Raw genomic sequence first — 16,931 nt, forward strand, 5'->3', positions numbered from 1 at the left:
TCCCGAACAGGACCGTGAAACGACTCCACGCCGATGATAGTGCGGATTCCCGTGTGAAAGTAGGTAATCGTCAGGCTCCCCAGCATGACCAGAAACCCCACCCCGCAAAGGTGGGGTTTCTGCGTTTACGGCACGAAACGCAGAGGCAGAACGAGTCTTCTGCCTCCAGCCGGGTCATCACGACGACGATGGCATGCTCACGCCGGGACTTAGTCCGGGCGTCTGTCCGTCCATCACAATGGTCGGATCTGAAAACATCATTCCGCGCAGCTTTGCCCAATGCGCCTCAGTTCTCCTTGCCTTACTTCTCCCCGATCCGCAGCACGATCGCGTAACCGTTGGCTCTTATCAATTCCGCGACATACATGCGCAGGCTCTCTGCTCTTCTCATTCCTCCCAGAGCACGTGAGATTGGACCCTACTTGCTGAGCGACAGCGCCAAAAAGTAGCTCTCCCGCAGGCGAAAAATCTGCAACAAAAACAGCTTCGCCACCCCTTTTTATTTCCCTCTTGCGCGCGCTTCGTCGCATCGCTTTGCCTTAACATCCGTCCCAGAATACTGTATAAATATACAGTGAAAACTCGTCACCCCATGCTTGCCCGATGCCGGGCAGGGTGGAGTATTCCCTATTGAACGAGCGTGTCTATGGCAGCAGCGATTCATCTGGCGACGACAGCGTTGTCGTCGAGATTGCGGCGTCAGGTGTGGCAGGGCAATGAGCTTGCCGAGGCGGACTCGCGGGTGATTTCCAGCGGCTATGCTGCGCTGGATCAACTGCTGCCTGGGCAGGGCTGGTCGGCCGGCGGCCTGACAGAGTTATTGATTGAGCACGAAGGAGTCGGCGAACTGCGCCTGCTGGCCCGCGCGCTTCGGCATCTTACGGCACAAGCTGAACGGCACGTCATGCTCGTGGCGCCCCCTTACCAGCCCTGTGCTTCGGCATTGAGGTCGTGGGGTATCGATGTCGAACGCGTCTTATGGGTGCGTTCGAGTGAAGACCAGTCTCTGTGGGCTGCTGCTCAGGCATTGAAGCAGGATGGCATCGGCGCTGTGCTGGTATGGCTACCGAATGCGCGCGCCGATAAGGTTCGGCGTCTGCAGGTGGCGGCTCAGGAATCGGGATCGCTGGCATTTTTGATCCGGCCTGTCGAGGCAGCCACGCAATCTTCACCGGCGCCATTACGAATGATCTGCGAGCCGCTCTTGCCGGCCAATGCGCAGACGATCAACCGTCGTGAATGGTTGCAGGAGATTGGTATTTCGATCGACATCTTCAAGCGTCGCGGCCCGCCGTTAGCGGAGCCTCTGCGTCTCATTTTGCCGTTACAAAGCGTCTTGTTGCCGGAAAGCGGGATCGGTAGCAATCAAGGACGAGAGATCAAACATGTTGTGGATCGCAGTCACATTGCCACTCTTATCGCTGGAAGCGGTGAAGCCTCTCGAGCCGCTTCCGGATGGTTCGCTCGCGAAGCCGAATCGGTGTGAGTCCGGCGAGACAAGCCAACCTCCGGGTGCCGACAGCGTTACCGAGGCGCGCTGCTATGCGTTGGCCGATCACGCGCACATCGTGATGCCGGATTTCGACGCATTGCGTGCCGGGGTGCACGTGGGGCAATCGCGCTCGTACGCATTGGCCTTGGCGCCCGGTCTCAAGATGCTTGCCGCAGACACAGTCCGCGAAACGCAGGCGTTCGAAGCGATGGCGCTCGCTTTGCTGACGTACACCCCGAAGGTGTCGCTCGGGCACGCGCATACCTTGTTGCTGGAAGTCGGCTCCGGCTTGCGGTTGTTTGGCGGCTTGCGGGCGTTGTTGTCGCAGGTGTCCACGACGGTGGCTGAATTCGGCTATACGGCGCGCATCGCGTGTGCACCGACAGCCTGGGGCGCGTGGTTGTTGGCTCAGGCGCACGCCGATCGGCAGGGGCATCGTTGGCATGTGATAAAGGAGACGTCGCTTGCTCGGGTCCTCGACCGCTTATCCGTGTTGTTGTTGCCGGTTTCGCAGGCGGATCGCGATGCGTTTACGCATGTTGGTTGCGCGACACTGGCCGATTTGCGTCAGTTGCCAAGGTCGGGTGTCGTGCGGCGTTTCGGCAGCGGAATTCTGGATCTGCTGGCGCAGGCATATGGTGCGCGTCCGGATCCGCGCGAATCGTTTCGCGCGCCGGCATCGTTTCATGCTCAGTTGGAGTTGCCGTCGCGGGTCGACAATGCCGATGCATTACTGTTCGCCGCGCGTCGGCTGATTGTGCAACTGGCCGGATGGTTGAGCGCGCATCATGCAGCGCTCAGTGGTTATACGTTGTTGCTCGAACATGAATTGGCATCCCGTCATGCGCCGAAAACGTCGAGTCTGAAGGTCGCTTGGGCCATACCGTCGCGCGATGCCGAGCATCTGATCTGGCTGTTGCGTGAGAAGTTGAATCAGACGGTTCTGGTGGCGCCCGTGATCGAGTTGAAGCTGGTCGCGGATCAGATCGGCGACCATGCAGGGCGGTCGGACACTTTGTTTCCAATGCCCGAATCAGACGGCGATTCGATCGCACGTCTGCTCGAACGCTTGAGCGCGCGTTTGGGGCCGGAGAACGTGTTGCAGATGTCGGTGCAGGACGATCATCGGCCCGAGCGGGCAATGCGCGTCGAGGCCTATCAGGCGCAAGCGTTTTCGCGCAAGAAGCGCTCATCTGCGAAGACTAAGACAAAAATCAAAGCGGATAAAACCTGGCTGACCGATGAGTTGCAGCACGCTGCATTGGAGAGCGTGGGTGCAGACGACGATGGGGCGAGACACGCGGAACGCACAGCACACCCAGAGCACATATCCCGAGAGCCCGAAGAAGCGAGCGACGCTAAAAGCAGCTACCTATTCGTAACACAAGCGGCCGATGCTCAAGCCTCACTCGATCTGCCCGACAGTGCATTGCCATCACAGCCTCGCCCCGTCTGGATGCTCGACAAACCGCTGCACCTGATGATGCGCGACCAGCGGCCGATCTATCGTCGGCCACTGAAAATGCTCACGCGTACCGAACGGATTGAAGCAGGGTGGTGGGACGGTAACCTCGTCGAACGGGATTACTACGTTGCGGCAGACGATCGTGGGCATATGTTCTGGGTGTACCGGGAACGCCTTGGCGGCGAGTGGTATCTGCAGGGTTTATTCGGCTGAGCATCATGGCAGATTCCCAAGTCTCAGGTTCATTGGAGCAGGCGCTTGTGCCCCAATTGCCTCCGTATGCGGAGTTGCACTGCCTGACTAATTTTTCGTTTCTGCGTGGCGCTTCGCACCCGCATGAACTGGTCGAGCAGGCGATGTCGTGCGGTTATAGCGCGCTCGCGATCACCGATGAATGCTCGCTGGCGGGCGTCGTGCGCGCGCACACGGCGGTGAAAGAAATCGAACAGGAGCGGGAGCGCCAACGGAAGGAGCGCGATGACAAGGCGAAAACCGCGCAGGCAGGAGCGGCTTTGGAAGAAGCAGTAGAGCCGGCGGCCGCGAAGCCAACGTGCACCCCACAAGCAACCACCCAACAAGCAACCACCGAGCCAGAAACCCCTGACCAAGAGAAGCTAAAACCCATCCCCCACCTCATCATCGGCAGCGAACTCAATCTAACCGACGATGCAGGCGAGCCATTCTGCACACTGGTTGCGCTCGCAACCAATCGCAATGGTTACGGCAACCTTTCCGAACTGATCACGCTGGCCCGTTCGCGTGCAGACAAAGGCAGCTATCGCCTCGGTCCATCCGACTTCACCGACTCGCTACCGCATCTCGAGCATCTCAAAGCCTTGCCCGATTGCCTCCTGATCCTCGTGCCGCAGCGCACGGCGACGCTCTCGCACACATTGCGTTGTGTGCACTGGCTGGCATCGTTCGCGCCGCAACGCTCATGGATCGCACTCGAACTTTGGCAAACCGGTAGCGACGATCTTCAGATCGACGCATTGCGAATGATTTCAAAAGCGAGTGGTTTGCCTTTGGTCGCAGCAGGAGGCGTCCTGATGCATGTGCGATCGCGCAAGCCGTTGCAGGACACCCTAACCGCGATTGGCCTCGTCACACCGCTATCGGCATGTGGTCACGCGCTCGAGGCCAATGCCGAACGGCATATGCGTACTCGCGTGCGGCTCGGCAAACTGTATCCACGCGACACGCTCGAGGAAACGCTGCGTATCGCCGCCCTGTGTCGCTTCTCGCTCGACGAACTCAAGTACGAGTATCCGGAAGAACTGGTGCCCGCCGGTGAATCGCCATCAAGCTATCTGCGCAAACTGGTCATGGCCGGCGCGATGGAGCGCTGGCCGAAGGGAATAGATCTCAAACGAATCGATCAGATCGAGAAAGAGCTGCAACTGATCGCCGACCTGAAATACGAAAAGTACTTCCTGACGGTACAGGATATCGTGAGCTTCGCGCGCTCCAGAAACATTCTCTGTCAGGGACGAGGCTCAGCGGCCAATTCGATCGTGTGCTACTGCCTGCACGTGACGGAAATTGATCCGGTGCACATGAACATGCTAATCGAACGGTTCATCTCGCGTGCGCGTAACGAACCGCCTGATATTGACATCGATTTCGAACATCAGCGTCGGGAGGAGGTGATTCAATATATTTATGGGAAGTACGGCCGTCATCGCGCGGCGCTCACTGCAACGCTGATCACCTATCACGCCCGCAGTGCGCTGAAGGACGTCGGCAAGGCGTTAGGGCTCGAAGCGTCATTGATCGAGCGAATCAGTAAATCGCAGCAGTGGTGGGACGGCACGGATGCGGTCGCCAAATATCTGGCCGAAGCGGGCTTCGCTGCCAACTCGCACATCACGCAGAATCTGATTCGCCTCACCAAAGAGTTGCGCAACTTTCCGCGTCATCTGTCGCAACACGTCGGCGGCTTTGTGATCGCGAAAGACAAGTTGTCACGGCTAGTACCTATCGAGAACGCGACGATGAAAGACCGCAGCGTAATTGAGTGGGATAAGGACGACATCGATGCGCTCGATCTATTGAAAGTCGACGTGCTGGCGCTCGGCATGTTGTCGGCGATTCGTCGTGCGCTGGAATTCGTCGCCTTGCGGCGCGGTTTGCTGAAATTCAGGATGCAGGATATTCCGCGCGAAGATCGCGGTGTCTACGAAATGTGCGGTCATGCCGATACGATCGGCGTATTCCAGATCGAATCGCGTGCGCAGCAAAGCATGCTGCCGCGGCTGAAACCGAACAAGTACTACGATCTTGTGATCGAAGTTGCGATCGTGCGGCCCGGACCGATCCAGGGCGGCATGGTGCATCCGTACCTGCGTCGCAAGCAGGGTCTGGAGGCGGTGGACTACGCTAAAGATGAGTTACGCCCCGTGCTCGAGCGCACGCTCGGCGTACCGATTTTCCAGGAGCAGGTGATGCACCTCGCGATGGTTGCCGCGCTCTACACCGGCGAGCAGGCCGATCAATTGCGGCGCGCGATGGCCGCGTGGCGGCGCACCGGCAATCTGGCGAAGTATCAGCAGGATCTGACTGACCGCATGTCGGCGCGCGGCTACGAAAAGGAGTTCATCGCGCGCATCTGCAAACAGATCGAAGGCTTCGGCGAATATGGTTTTCCTGAAAGCCATGCGGCGAGCTTTGCCTTGCTCGTCTATCTCAGCGCGTGGTTGAAACGTTATGAGCCGGCCGCCTTTCTGGCGGGGTTGCTGAACAGCCAGCCGTTGGGATTTTATTCGCCGTCGCAACTCGTGCAGGATGCCAGGCGTCACGGCGTCCAGGTGTTGCCGCCGGACGTAACCTTGAGCGATTGGGAGTCGACCTTCGAAAGACGCGGCCATGAAGGGCAGCGGATTTCATCGAGCGAGACCTGTTTGCGTCGTCAGCAGGGCGCATTGTCTGCACAGCAATTCCGTGACATGTCGTTGCGGCGCTTCACATTGGCCCGGACGATCCGGCGTGCGGCAAAACAGCTGACCGCCCGCGTATTTCAATCGTCGAAAACCTATGGTGCACGCGGTCCGGCAGTACGCATCGGCATGCATCTGATCAAAGGTCTTTCGCAGGTAGCGGCCGAACGCATTATGGCGGCTCGCAGCGACGCGCAGTTTACCGACGTCGACGATCTGGCGCGTCGCGCGGCATTGACGCGGCGCGATCTCGAAGCGCTGGCCGCGGCGAACGCGCTGGTCAGCATTGCGGGCCATCGGCGCGAAGCGTGGTGGCAGGTGACCGCGCAGCACACGGTACCCAAGCTGCTGCGCGATGCGCCGATCGCCGAAGCGCCGTTGACATTGCCGCAGGCAACAGAAAGTCGCGAGATCGTCGACGACTACGCGAGCATCGGCCTCACGCTCAATCGTCATCCGCTCGCGCTATTGCGCGAGCGTCTTGCCAAGCAGCGTTTTCGCACGGCCGCAGAACTTGCCGCGTGCGGACACGGCACGCTGGCACGCGCCTGCGGCATCGTTACCGTGCGGCAGCGGCCGGGCACGGCAAACGGCACCGTGTTCGTTTCCATCGAAGATGAAACCGGTTCGATCAATGTGATCGTCTGGCCGGCGCTGGTGGAAAAACAGCGCAAGGTACTGCTGGGTTCATCCTTGCTGGCGGTGTATGGCGTCTTGCAGCGTGACGACGGCGTTTCTACCGGCGGTGACAGCGCCGGCAATGCGATGAACGCAAGTAAAACGGGCAACGCGAAACGGAAACAGAAGGGCGAGGTGATCCATCTCGTCGCGCATCGACTTGAAGATCACAGCGACTGGCTCGGCGAACTGGCTACGGCGAGCCGTGATTTTCATTGAGGCTGATCTGCCGCCGGCTCGCCCCGCCATGGAAATGCGGCCAGCACTTGCCGGATCGCAACGTCGAACGGCGTGCGGCGACCAATGCCGAGCGCCTCGAGCCGGTCCGACGCCAGGTGGCAGTTATGCGGACGCGGCGTCGCGTCGGTGGGCGTATGTTGTGGCGTCAGTTGCGCATCCAGTTGCAGTGCTTCGGCCAGCCGCACGGCGATTTCATACTTGTTCATCGGCTCATCCCCCGACCATTGCACGATGCCGCCGATCGCATCGCCACGCGCATGTCGTTCGAGCATCTGCCGGATCACGAACGCGACGTCCGGCGTAAAGGTCGGGTAGCGAATCGCCCATGCATCCATGATCGCGGCTTTGCCCTCGCGTGAAGCCGACGCGGCAATCGCCGGCACGAGACTCGTCACCGCCGATTCTGCCCAATCGACGATCGGCCCATAGAGCAGCGGCAAACGCAGCACGCAGCCGAGATCGGTAGATTCCGTCAGCGCGCGCTCGCCTTCGAGTTTGCTGCGCCCATAGGCATTGAGCGGCGCGGGCGCGGAATCGTGCTGATAGGGCGGGCGGGTGCCGTCGAACACATAATCGGTTGAGATCGAGAGCGTCCACGCGCCGCGCCGCGTTGCCGCCGTGGCCAGGGTGCGCACCGCATCGACGTTCAACGCCCGGGCGAGCGCCGGATCGTGCTCGCACACATCCGGCCGACGCTCTGCTGCGGCAATCACGAGCGCGTCCGGCGCTTCACGCTCGACAAATTGCTCGACCGCCCGCGCATCGCGAATATCCAGCGCGACCGTGTTCGGCCCCGGCCGGCTGAACGCCGTGGCGACAACTTGCCAATCAGCCTGCTGCGCCAGTTCGTCGACGAGAGCCCGGCCGAGCAGTCCGGAAGCACCAATGACGGCAACTTTGAACATAACGGTCGCTCGCTTAGCGGGCTGGGCCGCTGGTCACGCCGGTCACCGTGTAACCGGCCTCGTCGATTGCGGCTTTGAGCGTGTCGACCGGTTGTGCCGATTCGACTGCCACGCGGCCGGATGCCAGATCGACCTCGACCTGAGCGGCGCCATCGTGTTCACGGATCGCGTTCGTGACCGCAGCCACGCAATGCTGGCAGCTCATGCCTTCTACCTGGAATTCGATCGTCATCGGGATTGCCTCAAAAAAATGAATATTGCGATGCTTGAATTATGCCTGCCGATGCGCAATTGAGTGGCTGACCTTCCCACTATGGGAAGGTGTACGATCGACGCACACACTGGGGAAACAGTCATGAACATCGGTGAAGCGGCCCGCGCCTCGGGCGTCACGGCGAAGATGATTCGCTACTACGAAAGCGTGGGCCTGTTGGCGGCGAAGGCGCGTACGAGCGCTGGCTATCGCGTATACGGGCCGCAAGAGGTTCATTCGCTGCGTTTTATTCGGCAGGCGCGCCGTCTTGGTTTTCTGGTCGAAGACATCCGCCGCTTGCTGGCGCTGTGGCACGACCGGTCGCGCGCCAGCGCCGAAGTGAAGGCGATTGCGCTAGAGCACGTTGCGGAGCTCGATCGCCGTATCAACGAACTGACCGACATGCGCGACACATTGGCGCATCTGGCGGACCATTGTCACGGCGACGAGCGCCCGGATTGCCCGATTATCGAGCGGCTCGCCGATACCGATCTGGTGTCGGGGAAGGGTTGTCATCCGATCTGAAAGCGCGGAGTGCAACCTGTCGAGGACGTTATCGCAACCGAGCCTCAAAAAGCACCTAAATGGTGCAATTTAATGTGGGGCAGCATCAATCGCCGCAAGAAAATCGTCTTGAATTCAGATAAATCAACAGCTTAAGTGCACCACGGGCGTGCACCATTCCAAAACGGAATGCACGTCATGCGGGCATTTCACTAGCAAGGTTGCACCATAGGGCTATAATCCGGGTTAACCCTTTTACGGGAAATCCCTGATGCCGAACTCACCGGGGATTCAATCTGATCCTTGGAGAACATCATGTTTGCATACGTACTTGAAAAGCTGAGCACCTGGTTTGAAACTGCAGAACGCACTCGTCGTGAAGCCTATCTGGCGTCGTCGTCGGATATCGTTCAGCTCGAACAGCGCATCCGCTCGCTCGAAACCAACGGCTACTCGCTGTAAGTTTCAACTGCATCAAGTTTGACCCGGCAGCGCTCGTGCGCGGCCATTGCAGTAAAGTGTTGAGCCCCGTATAGACGGGGCTTTGTCACATCTGGACCACGAAAATCCACAGCAACTGGCGCTTCTTGGCGACTCATGGCTAATAACGACTAGCCTGAAGGATGCCGCCGCGGTAAGGTAAAGCGTTTTCTGCGCAATCCGGCATTCTCAAACTCAACCGGTCCGCCCATGCGTCCTGTCCGCTTGCTCAAATCCGTCCTGGCCATGACCGCCGCAGCTTCGCTGACAACGGTTTTTGCCGTATCGGCAACGTTCGCCGCGTCGAGCACTACCGCCCGCAAGCCCGTGATACTCGACTCGCAGAGCGGTATCAGCGATGGTCAGAGCGGTACCGTGCTTCAGACCGCGCCGCTCTCGCGGCAGCCGATCGTAGGGGCGCAGCCTATCGCAACGCCCACGGAGCTGGCGCCGAATTCGTCGGTACCGTTCGTTGTCGCGCCTTACATTCCGGTGCCTGTTGGCGGCGGCACGCCGTCGACACAACCGCAGCCGCAGACTCGTCCTGTACTTCGCGCGCAATAAGTCGCAAGAAGCGACTCCGCCGCGATATCTCCTAGTAGTTCTTTCCATCCATCCGTTGATGGTTCGAGCGGCAGGCCCTCTGCCGTGCTGCCGCATGTGCACGCGCGTCTTTATCTTCAGCTAACGCGCGAGACACTGCATACGCTATTCGGGTTTCGATGCATGGCGTGCGCGACACCGTCCGACGACAATCGTTGCGCGCTCTCTCGCCAACGATGTGGACCATGCATCGTACGTAGCGCCATCGCATCGAATGAAAACAGAACAAGGAGACATCACATGCCTATTCACTGGATGCGGCGTGCCGCCAGCACCTGCGCCACGTTGCTCGCGCTGAGCGTACCCGCGACGCTGCCCGGCGTCGCGCTGGCCAAAGACACTCCGGAAAAGCCCACGCTCACGATGGCCGTTGGCGGTTTGCCGGGCCTTTACTATTTGCCGGTACTCGCCGCCCAGCAGTTGGGCTACTTCAAGGACGAAGGGCTCGACGTCACGCTCGAAGATTTCGCGGGCGGCTCGAAGGCGTTGGAAGCGGTCGTAGGGGGCAGTGCTGACGTGGGAGCCGGCGCATTCGAGCACACGCTGTTCATGCAGGCAAAAGGGCAACACTACCGCGCGTTCGTACTGATGGGCCGCGCGCCGCAGATCGTTGTCGCGGTGCTGAAGTCGAAGGCGGATCAGATCAAGACATTGGCGGACTTCAAGGGCGCCAAAGTCGGTGTGAGCGCACCGGGTTCGTCGACGGATCTGGTGCTCACCGTGGCTTTGCGCAAGGCAGGCGTGCAGCGTAACGAGATTTCGGCGATCGGCGTGGGCAGTGGCGCCACGGTACTGGCCGCGGTGAGCGGCGGTCAGCTCGACGCGCTGTCCAATGTGGATCCGATGATGACCAAGCTGGCGCGTAGCGGCGCGATCAAAGTGCTGGTCGATACACGTACTGTGCAGGGTACGCAGGAGGTATTCGGCGGGACGATGCCGGCAGCGACGCTCTACGCATCGGAGACTTTCATCCAGAAGTATCCGAAGACGACACAGGCGCTCGCCAATGCGATCGTGCGCGCGGACCACTGGTTGCAGACCGCGAGCGACGCCGACTTGCTGAAGATGGTGCCGCCGGCCTATTTGCTCAACGATTCGGCGCTCTACGTGGAGGCATTCCACAACGTGCGCGACGCGTATTCACCGGATGGCTTGATGCCCGCGGATGGCCCGGCGACTTCATTGCGTGCTTTGTCGTCGTTCGATAACCGCCTCGATCCGAAAAAGATCGATCTGAACGCGACCTATACCAACGATTTCGCCCGCAAGGCAGCGGCGCAACTCAAGTAAGTGGACTGATGGCGGGTGATTTACCCGGCCGCGCGCGCGTCATACCTCTGGTAAGGCGCCCACGTGCGGCCCGGGGCGTGCTCAATCCCCGCGATATTCGACCTTGAACTGCGCGGCCTTGTCCTCGCCGAGCGCCTCGACCAGCCAGGGCATCTGGTCTTTCAGCGTTTTTGCCAGCGTATACGGCGGATTCAGGATGAACATGCCACTGCCGAACAACCCGAAGCCGTCGGTCGGCGGATTGCTGACGGTCAGGCTCACATGCAGCCAGTTGCGCTCCTGCAGCTTCTTCAACTGATCGGGGAAGCGCTGCGATTCAAGGCGTCTTACCTGCGGATACCAGACCGCATAGGTGCCGGTCGGAAAGCGCTTCAGGCTTTCTTCGACGCAGCGCAGTGTGCGCGTGTAGTCGCGCTTGTCTTCGTACGACGGATCGAGCAGCACCAGCGCGCGGCGCGGCGCCGGCGGCAGCAACGCGAGAATGCCGTCGAAGCCGTCGCCCGCATAAAGCATTGCGCGTCTGCCTGCGTCGCGGAAGTTATGGCGCAGCACGTCGATTTCAGTGGTATGCAGCTCGAACAGGCGCATGCGGTCCTGCTCGCGCATTTGCCGCCACGCGATATACGGCGAGCCCGGGTAGAAGCGCAACTGGCCGTCCGGATTCAGCGCGCTCACTTCGTCGACGTACTCCGCGAAGACCGACGGCAGGTCGTTACGCTCCCACAGTTTGGCGATGCCGGTCTGGAACTCGCCGGTTTTCGTCGCGTAGCCTTCCTTCAGCGAATAGACGCCGGCGCCCGCGTGCGTGTCGATATACCAGTAGGCTTTGTCCTTCTGGCCGAGGTAGCGCAGTAGCTGCAACACGACGGCGTGTTTCAGAACGTCGGCGTGATTGCCTGCATGAAAGGCGTGGCGGTAGCTGAGCATGATGAGGAGACACTGAAAGAGGGCGTGCCGGTCCACGGCGGATTCGGCGATGCGAGTGCAATGCGGCAGCACAACTGAAGTGCAGCGCGGTCGCGTATTGTACGCGACGCCGCGCTGCACTCCGCAGTGCGTTGCGCGTGACACAGTCCCGATAGTGCGTGGGCCATGCTCCGCGGACCGGTCCGCGCCCCGATCGGATCTGGACCAGTCCGGCGCGGCCGATCAGTCGTAGGCGTCGCCGATGACCGCCTCGATCCGCTCTTTGATCTCCGGCGTGATCCGTTCCGCCACCTCGGCGGATTTCATGTTCTCACCGATCTGTTCGACGCGCGACGCGCCGGTGATCACGGTGCTCACATTCGGATTCTTCAGAATCCATGCAATCGCCAACTGGCCGATCGTGCAACCCAGCTCGTCGGCCACTTCGCCCAGCTTGCCGACCACGTTGTTCTTGCCGGCGTCGGTGACCTGCTTGCGTAGCCAGTCGTAGCCTTGCAGTTGCGCGCGGCTATCGGCAGGCACGCCGTTGCGGTACTTGCCGGTGAGCAGGCCGGACGCGAGCGGGCTCCAGGTGGTCAGCCCAAGGCCGATATCCTCGTAAAGCCGTTTGTATTCCTGCTCGACGCGCTTGCGGTGGAACAGGTTGTACTGCGGCTGCTCCATGACCGGTTTGTGCAGATGATGCCGTTCAGCGATCTCGTAAGCGGCGCGGATTTCGTCGGCGCTCCATTCAGAGGTGCCCCAGTACAGGGCTTTGCCGCGCGTGATCATGTCGCTCATGGCCCAGACGGTTTCTTCGACCGGCGTGTTTGGGTCAGGGCGATGACAGAACACGAGATCGACATAATCGAGTTGCAGGCGTTTGAGCGACGTGTCGATGGCGTTCAGCAAATATTTACGGTTCAGCGTGTGGTACTGGTTCGGCGCTTCGTTGAGGCCCCAGAAAAATTTCGTCGAGACCACGTAGCTCACACGCGGCCATGCCAGTTCCTTGAGCGCCTGACCCATGATTTCTTCGGATTGGCCGGCGGCGTACACCTCGGCATTGTCGAAGAAGTTGACTCCCGCATCGCGCGCGGCTGCGAGTGACTCGCGCGCTGCACGATGACCCACCTGATTGCCGTAGGTGACCCACGAGCCGATGGACAGTTCGCTGACTTGCAGGCCCGAACGGCCTAGACGTCGATAATTCATGCATTCCTCCTTGGTAGTCATGCCGCCGGAATCCCGCTGAAACGTCCAGTTTAAAGAGATAAAGCGCAATGTGCAGTTTACGGATGCAGTTCACACGGTTCATGCACAATAGCAGCGTTGGCCGCAGTGCAGCATTCAGCCAAACGGTCTATGCCGTTTGGCTGACTTCACGCCGCCCGCGGTCCGTGGTCTCATTGCTCATCAACTGCATGGAGGTTCTGGATGTCGTCACTGAACACGAATCTGAATGGCAAGGTTGCGGTGGTTACGGGTGCCGCGAGCGGCATCGGCAAGCAGATTGCGCTCACGCTTTCCGCCGCGGGCGCAGCGGTCGCGATTGCCGACCTGAACCAGGACGGCGCGAACGCCGTCGCTGAAGAAATCAAAAAGGGCGGCGGCAAGGCAATCGGCGTGGCAATGGACGTCACGAACGAAGACGCCGTCAACCAGGGCATAGATAAAGTCGCGGCCGAATTCGGCTCGATCGATATTCTGATTTCCAACGCCGGCATCCAGATCGTCAATCCGATCGAAAACTATTCGTTTTCCGACTGGAAGAAGATGCAGGCCATTCACGTGGACGGCGCCTTCCTCACCACCAAGGCCGCGCTCAAGCACATGTACAAAGACGATCGCGGTGGCATCGTGATCTACATGGGCTCGGTCCATTCGCACGAAGCGTCGCCGCTGAAGTCCGCCTATGTGACGGCCAAGCATGCGCTGCTGGGTCTTTCACGCGTACTGGCCAAGGAAGGTGCGAAACATAACGTGCGCTCGCATGTGGTGTGTCCGGGTTTCGTGCGTACGCCGCTGGTCGACAAGCAGATTCCCGAGCAGGCCAAGGAGCTCGGCATCAGCGAAGAAGACGTGATCAAACGCGTGATGCTGGGCGGCACGGTCGACGGCATCTTCACCACGGTGGAAGACGTCGCACAGACGGTGCTGTTCCTGTCCACGTTCCCGACTGCGGCGCTGACCGGCCAGTCCTTTATTGTGAGCCACGGCTGGTACATGCAATAAGGAGGCGCCCATGGCGCAACGCAATCTCAAGCGGGCACGCGTCGGCGCACCCGGCGGCGGGGAAGGCGAGGGCGCCGGTCCGGCGCCCGCCGCGCATCCCGGCAAGCATCTCCAATTGCCGAACTACGAAACCGTCGCGTTGATGCTGCAAGGCGGCGGCGCGCTGGGCGCCTATCAGGCAGGTGTCTTTCAGGGGCTTTACGAAGCCGGTATCGAGCCGAACTGGCTCGCCGGCATTTCGATCGGCGCGCTGAATACGGCCGTCATTGCCGGCAATCCGCCGGAGAAACGCGTCGAGCGGCTGCTGCAATTCTGGGAGACGATCTGCCAACCGGCGTTCGGACCGCCGTTGCCGGCCTTTATCGAGCACGCGCTGTTTAATTCCAGTGAAGCCGTGCGCAAGGCTTTTACGGCGACCCAGGCGATGGGCGCGATCGTGGAAGGGCAAAAGGGCTTTTTCGTGCCGCGCTTCCCGCCGCCGTTGCCTACCGTCTCAGGGCCGCCGCAACTCGCGAGCTACTACGACACCACGCCGCTCAAGGCCACGCTGGAAGCGCTCTGCGATTTCGATCGGATCAATTCCGGTGAGATGCGTGTGTCAGTGGGGGCGGTGAATTGCGGTACCGGCAATTTCGCCTACTTCGATAACAAGCATACGAAACTGAGGCCTGAGCATTTCATGGCGTCAGGTGCGTTGCCGCCGGGTTTCGCGGCGGTCGAAATCGACGGTCAGTTCTACTGGGACGGCGGCTTGATGTCGAACACGCCGCTCTACGAGGTGATTCAGACCACACCACGTCGCGATACGCTTGCGTTCCAAGTTGATCTCTGGAGCGCGGTTGGGCCGGTGCCGGACAACATCACCGATGTTCAGGGGCGCATGAAGGACATCCAGTACTCAAGCCGCACACGTCTCGTGACCGATATGCTGCAACGTTCGCAGCGTTTCCGGCATGTGCTGCGCGAGGTGCTCGATCGTGTACCGGCTGACCAGCGCGACGATCCGTGGTGCAAGCTGGCAGATGATCTGTCCTGTTCGAAACGCTACAACGTGATCCATCTCATCTATCGGCAGAAGGAATACGAAGGGCATTTCAAAGACTTCCAGTTCGGCCTTTCTACAATGCGTGAACATTGGAGCAGCGGCCTGGAAGATATCCGCCAGTCGCTCGCGCAACCGGACTGGCTCGACATGCCTGATAACGACGCAGGTTTTGTCACGCACGATATCCATCGGGATTCGCGCTGAAACGGACCTAGGTGACAGAAGGAGTGCCGGCAGCGGGGCCTATCGGCGGGTCACACTCACACGTCCGGCAACAACAGCCGGCCAATAAAAAACGGCGCCCGAAAGGGCGCCGTTTTTACATGCAGCTTAAGCAGCAACAGCAAAGTAAAGCGCGTGCGACTAACGCCCGCGCCCTGAAAGCCTTACTTCAGCACATGAGCGATCGCGCTAGCCACCACGTCGAGGTTGCGCGTATTCAGCGCAGCCACGCAGATGCGGCCCGTACCCACTGCATAGATGCCGAACTCTTCACGCAGACGGTCCACTTGCGGAGCCGTCAGACCCGAGTACGAGAACATGCCGCGTTGTGCGTTCACGAAGCTGAAATCGCGATCCACGCCGCTGGCCTTCAGACGTTCGACCAGACCGTTGCGCATTGCGCGGATACGGTCACGCATTTCGGCGAGTTCGCTTTCCCATGTGGCGCGCAGTTCAGCCGATGCGAGCACCGCAGCAACCACCGAGCCGCCGTGCGTCGGCGGGTTCGAGTAGTTCGTGCGGATCACGCGCTTCAGTTGCGACAGCACACGAGCTGATTCTTCCTTGCTTGCCGTGATGATCGACAGCGCTCCGATGCGCTCGCCGTACAGCGAGAACGACTTCGAGAACGACGACGACACGAACACGTTCAGTTCCGATGCCGCGAACAGACGAACCGCTGCAGCGTCGGATTCGATGTTGTCGCCGAAACCCTGGTAAGCGATGTCGAGGAACGGCACCAGATTGCGCGCCTTGACGACTTCGACGATCTGCTTCCATTGGTCAACGGTCAGGTCGACGCCGGTCGGGTTGTGGCAGCACGCGTGCAAAACGACAACCGTGCCGGCAGCGTAGCTGTTCAGCGCGTTCAGCATGCCTTCGAAGTTCACGCCGTGCGTGTGCGCGTCGTAGTACGGGTAGTTCACGACTTCGAAGCCGGCGCCTTCGAACAGCGCGCGGTGGTTTTCCCAGCTCGGATCGCTGATCGCGACCTTGGAGTTCGGGTTCACACGCTTCAGGAAATCGGCGCCGATTTTCAACGCACCCGTGCCGCCCAGTGCTTGCGCCGTCACGACGCGACCTGCGGCGATCAGCGGCGAGTCGTTGCCGAGCAGCAGCGTTTGCACGGCAGCGTCGTAGGCAGCGATGCCTTCGATCGGCAGATAACCACGCGGCAGCGCGGCTTCGACGCGAGCCTTTTCCGCGTCGCGCACGGCGCGCAGCAGCGGAATCTTGCCTTCTTCATTGAAGTACACGCCAACGCCAAGGTTGACCTTGGTGGTGCGCGCATCGGCGTTGAAAGCTTCGTTCAGGCCCAGAATCGGGTCGCGGGGAGCAAGTTCGACGGCGGAGAACAGAGACATGATGGATGGGCAGCAGTTGTGAAAAGAGGGCGGCTTCAAGCCCGGGCGGGCCGGCCAACGGTGTCTGACGGACAACAACGGACAATTCAGACGGCGGGCGGGCATCGACAGGCGAGCGCAACTTGCCATTGTAGCGAATTCACGGGCGTTTTTCGGGCGACAAAGCCTGCTGGACTGAATTATTTGCTTGAAAAACAGGCACTCCGGCGTCATGTCGTCATAGCGGATTTGCCTGGAGCGAAGCCGGCGAAGGCCGAACAGCGGCCTCGAGCCGTCGGGAAATCGCCTCCGCATCGGCCAGCTGGCCTGCATC

The 16,931-nt window shown here is 60.4% G+C and carries 14 protein-coding genes; 9 read left to right on the forward strand and 5 right to left on the reverse strand.

Annotated features, from left to right (window positions below):
• The first annotated feature begins 646 nt into the window (after positions 1–646).
• Genes imuA through BM438_RS40980 form a run of 3 tightly spaced genes read left to right on the forward strand, consistent with a single transcriptional unit; the run spans position 647 to position 6,790 of the window.
• Positions 647–1,486, forward strand: coding sequence for a translesion DNA synthesis-associated protein ImuA (imuA, locus tag BM438_RS40970; RefSeq protein ID WP_093646570.1), 840 nt, complete (start codon positions 647–649; stop codon positions 1,484–1,486).
• Positions 1,386–3,170 carry a Y-family DNA polymerase gene (locus BM438_RS40975; RefSeq protein ID WP_093646572.1) on the forward strand — a complete coding sequence of 595 codons (1,785 nt, stop codon included), beginning with the start codon at positions 1,386–1,388 and terminating at the stop codon, positions 3,168–3,170. Before imuA ends, BM438_RS40975 begins: the two co-directional genes overlap by 101 nt.
• Before the next feature lie 5 nt (positions 3,171–3,175).
• Positions 3,176–6,790 carry an error-prone DNA polymerase gene (locus BM438_RS40980; protein WP_093646574.1) on the forward strand — a complete coding sequence of 1,205 codons (3,615 nt, stop codon included), beginning with the start codon at positions 3,176–3,178 and terminating at the stop codon, positions 6,788–6,790.
• On the opposite strand, the gene BM438_RS40985 is transcribed toward BM438_RS40980, so the two are convergent.
• Together BM438_RS40985 and BM438_RS40990 are read right to left on the reverse strand one after the other, a co-directional pair.
• Complete coding sequence (locus BM438_RS40985; RefSeq protein ID WP_093646577.1) at positions 6,784–7,716, reverse strand: dTDP-4-dehydrorhamnose reductase family protein; 933 nt, start codon at positions 7,714–7,716, stop codon at positions 6,784–6,786. The genes BM438_RS40980 and BM438_RS40985 overlap by 7 nt on opposite strands.
• 13 nt (positions 7,717–7,729) lie before the next feature.
• The gene (locus BM438_RS40990) at positions 7,730–7,948 is read right to left on the reverse strand and encodes a heavy-metal-associated domain-containing protein (RefSeq protein WP_093646579.1); all 219 of its coding nucleotides are present in this window, start codon (positions 7,946–7,948) and stop codon (positions 7,730–7,732) included.
• 123 nt (positions 7,949–8,071) lie between these two features.
• Here BM438_RS40990 and cueR point away from each other — a divergent pair, with 123 nt between their 5' ends.
• The 4 genes from cueR to BM438_RS41010 all read left to right on the forward strand — a co-directional run bounded on the left by cueR (position 8,072) and on the right by BM438_RS41010 (position 10,846).
• The gene (gene cueR, locus BM438_RS40995; RefSeq protein WP_054042147.1) at positions 8,072–8,494 is read left to right on the forward strand and encodes a Cu(I)-responsive transcriptional regulator; all 423 of its coding nucleotides are present in this window, start codon (positions 8,072–8,074) and stop codon (positions 8,492–8,494) included.
• Between the two features lie 294 nt (positions 8,495–8,788).
• A complete protein-coding gene (locus BM438_RS41000; RefSeq protein ID WP_012432419.1) occupies positions 8,789–8,935 on the forward strand; it encodes a DUF3563 family protein in 147 nt (48 codons plus the stop codon).
• A 228-nt stretch (positions 8,936–9,163) separates the two neighbouring features.
• Positions 9,164–9,517 (forward strand): hypothetical protein, encoded by a 354-nt coding sequence (locus BM438_RS41005; protein WP_093646582.1) that lies wholly within the window; start codon positions 9,164–9,166, stop codon positions 9,515–9,517.
• Positions 9,518–9,796: 279 nt separating this feature from the next.
• A complete protein-coding gene (locus BM438_RS41010) occupies positions 9,797–10,846 on the forward strand; it encodes an ABC transporter substrate-binding protein (RefSeq protein ID WP_093646584.1) in 1,050 nt (349 codons plus the stop codon).
• 81 nt (positions 10,847–10,927) lie between these two features.
• Here the strand turns inward: BM438_RS41010 and BM438_RS41015 are convergent, their stop codons facing one another.
• Positions 10,928–11,773 carry a 23S rRNA (adenine(2030)-N(6))-methyltransferase RlmJ gene (locus BM438_RS41015; RefSeq protein ID WP_054042170.1) on the reverse strand — a complete coding sequence of 282 codons (846 nt, stop codon included), beginning with the start codon at positions 11,771–11,773 and terminating at the stop codon, positions 10,928–10,930.
• Positions 11,774–11,995: 222 nt separating this feature from the next.
• Positions 11,996–12,967, reverse strand: coding sequence for a potassium channel beta subunit family protein (locus BM438_RS41020; protein ID WP_093646587.1), 972 nt, complete (start codon positions 12,965–12,967; stop codon positions 11,996–11,998).
• A 222-nt stretch (positions 12,968–13,189) separates the two neighbouring features.
• Between BM438_RS41020 and BM438_RS41025 the strand changes: the two genes are divergently transcribed.
• Positions 13,190–13,987, forward strand: coding sequence for a 3-hydroxybutyrate dehydrogenase (locus BM438_RS41025; protein WP_093646589.1), 798 nt, complete (start codon positions 13,190–13,192; stop codon positions 13,985–13,987).
• Between the two features lie 10 nt (positions 13,988–13,997).
• Positions 13,998–15,236, forward strand: coding sequence for a DUF3734 domain-containing protein (locus BM438_RS41030; protein WP_093646591.1), 1,239 nt, complete (start codon positions 13,998–14,000; stop codon positions 15,234–15,236).
• Positions 15,237–15,418: 182 nt separating this feature from the next.
• Here the strand turns inward: BM438_RS41030 and BM438_RS41035 are convergent, their stop codons facing one another.
• Positions 15,419–16,618: an amino acid aminotransferase gene (locus BM438_RS41035; RefSeq protein ID WP_093646594.1), complete on the reverse strand. Its 1,200-nt coding sequence runs from the start codon at positions 16,616–16,618 to the stop codon at positions 15,419–15,421.
• Between the last annotated feature and the right edge of the window lie 313 nt (positions 16,619–16,931).

Source organism: Paraburkholderia aspalathi (assembly GCF_900116445.1).
Classification (GTDB): Bacteria; Pseudomonadota; Gammaproteobacteria; order Burkholderiales; family Burkholderiaceae; genus Paraburkholderia; species Paraburkholderia aspalathi.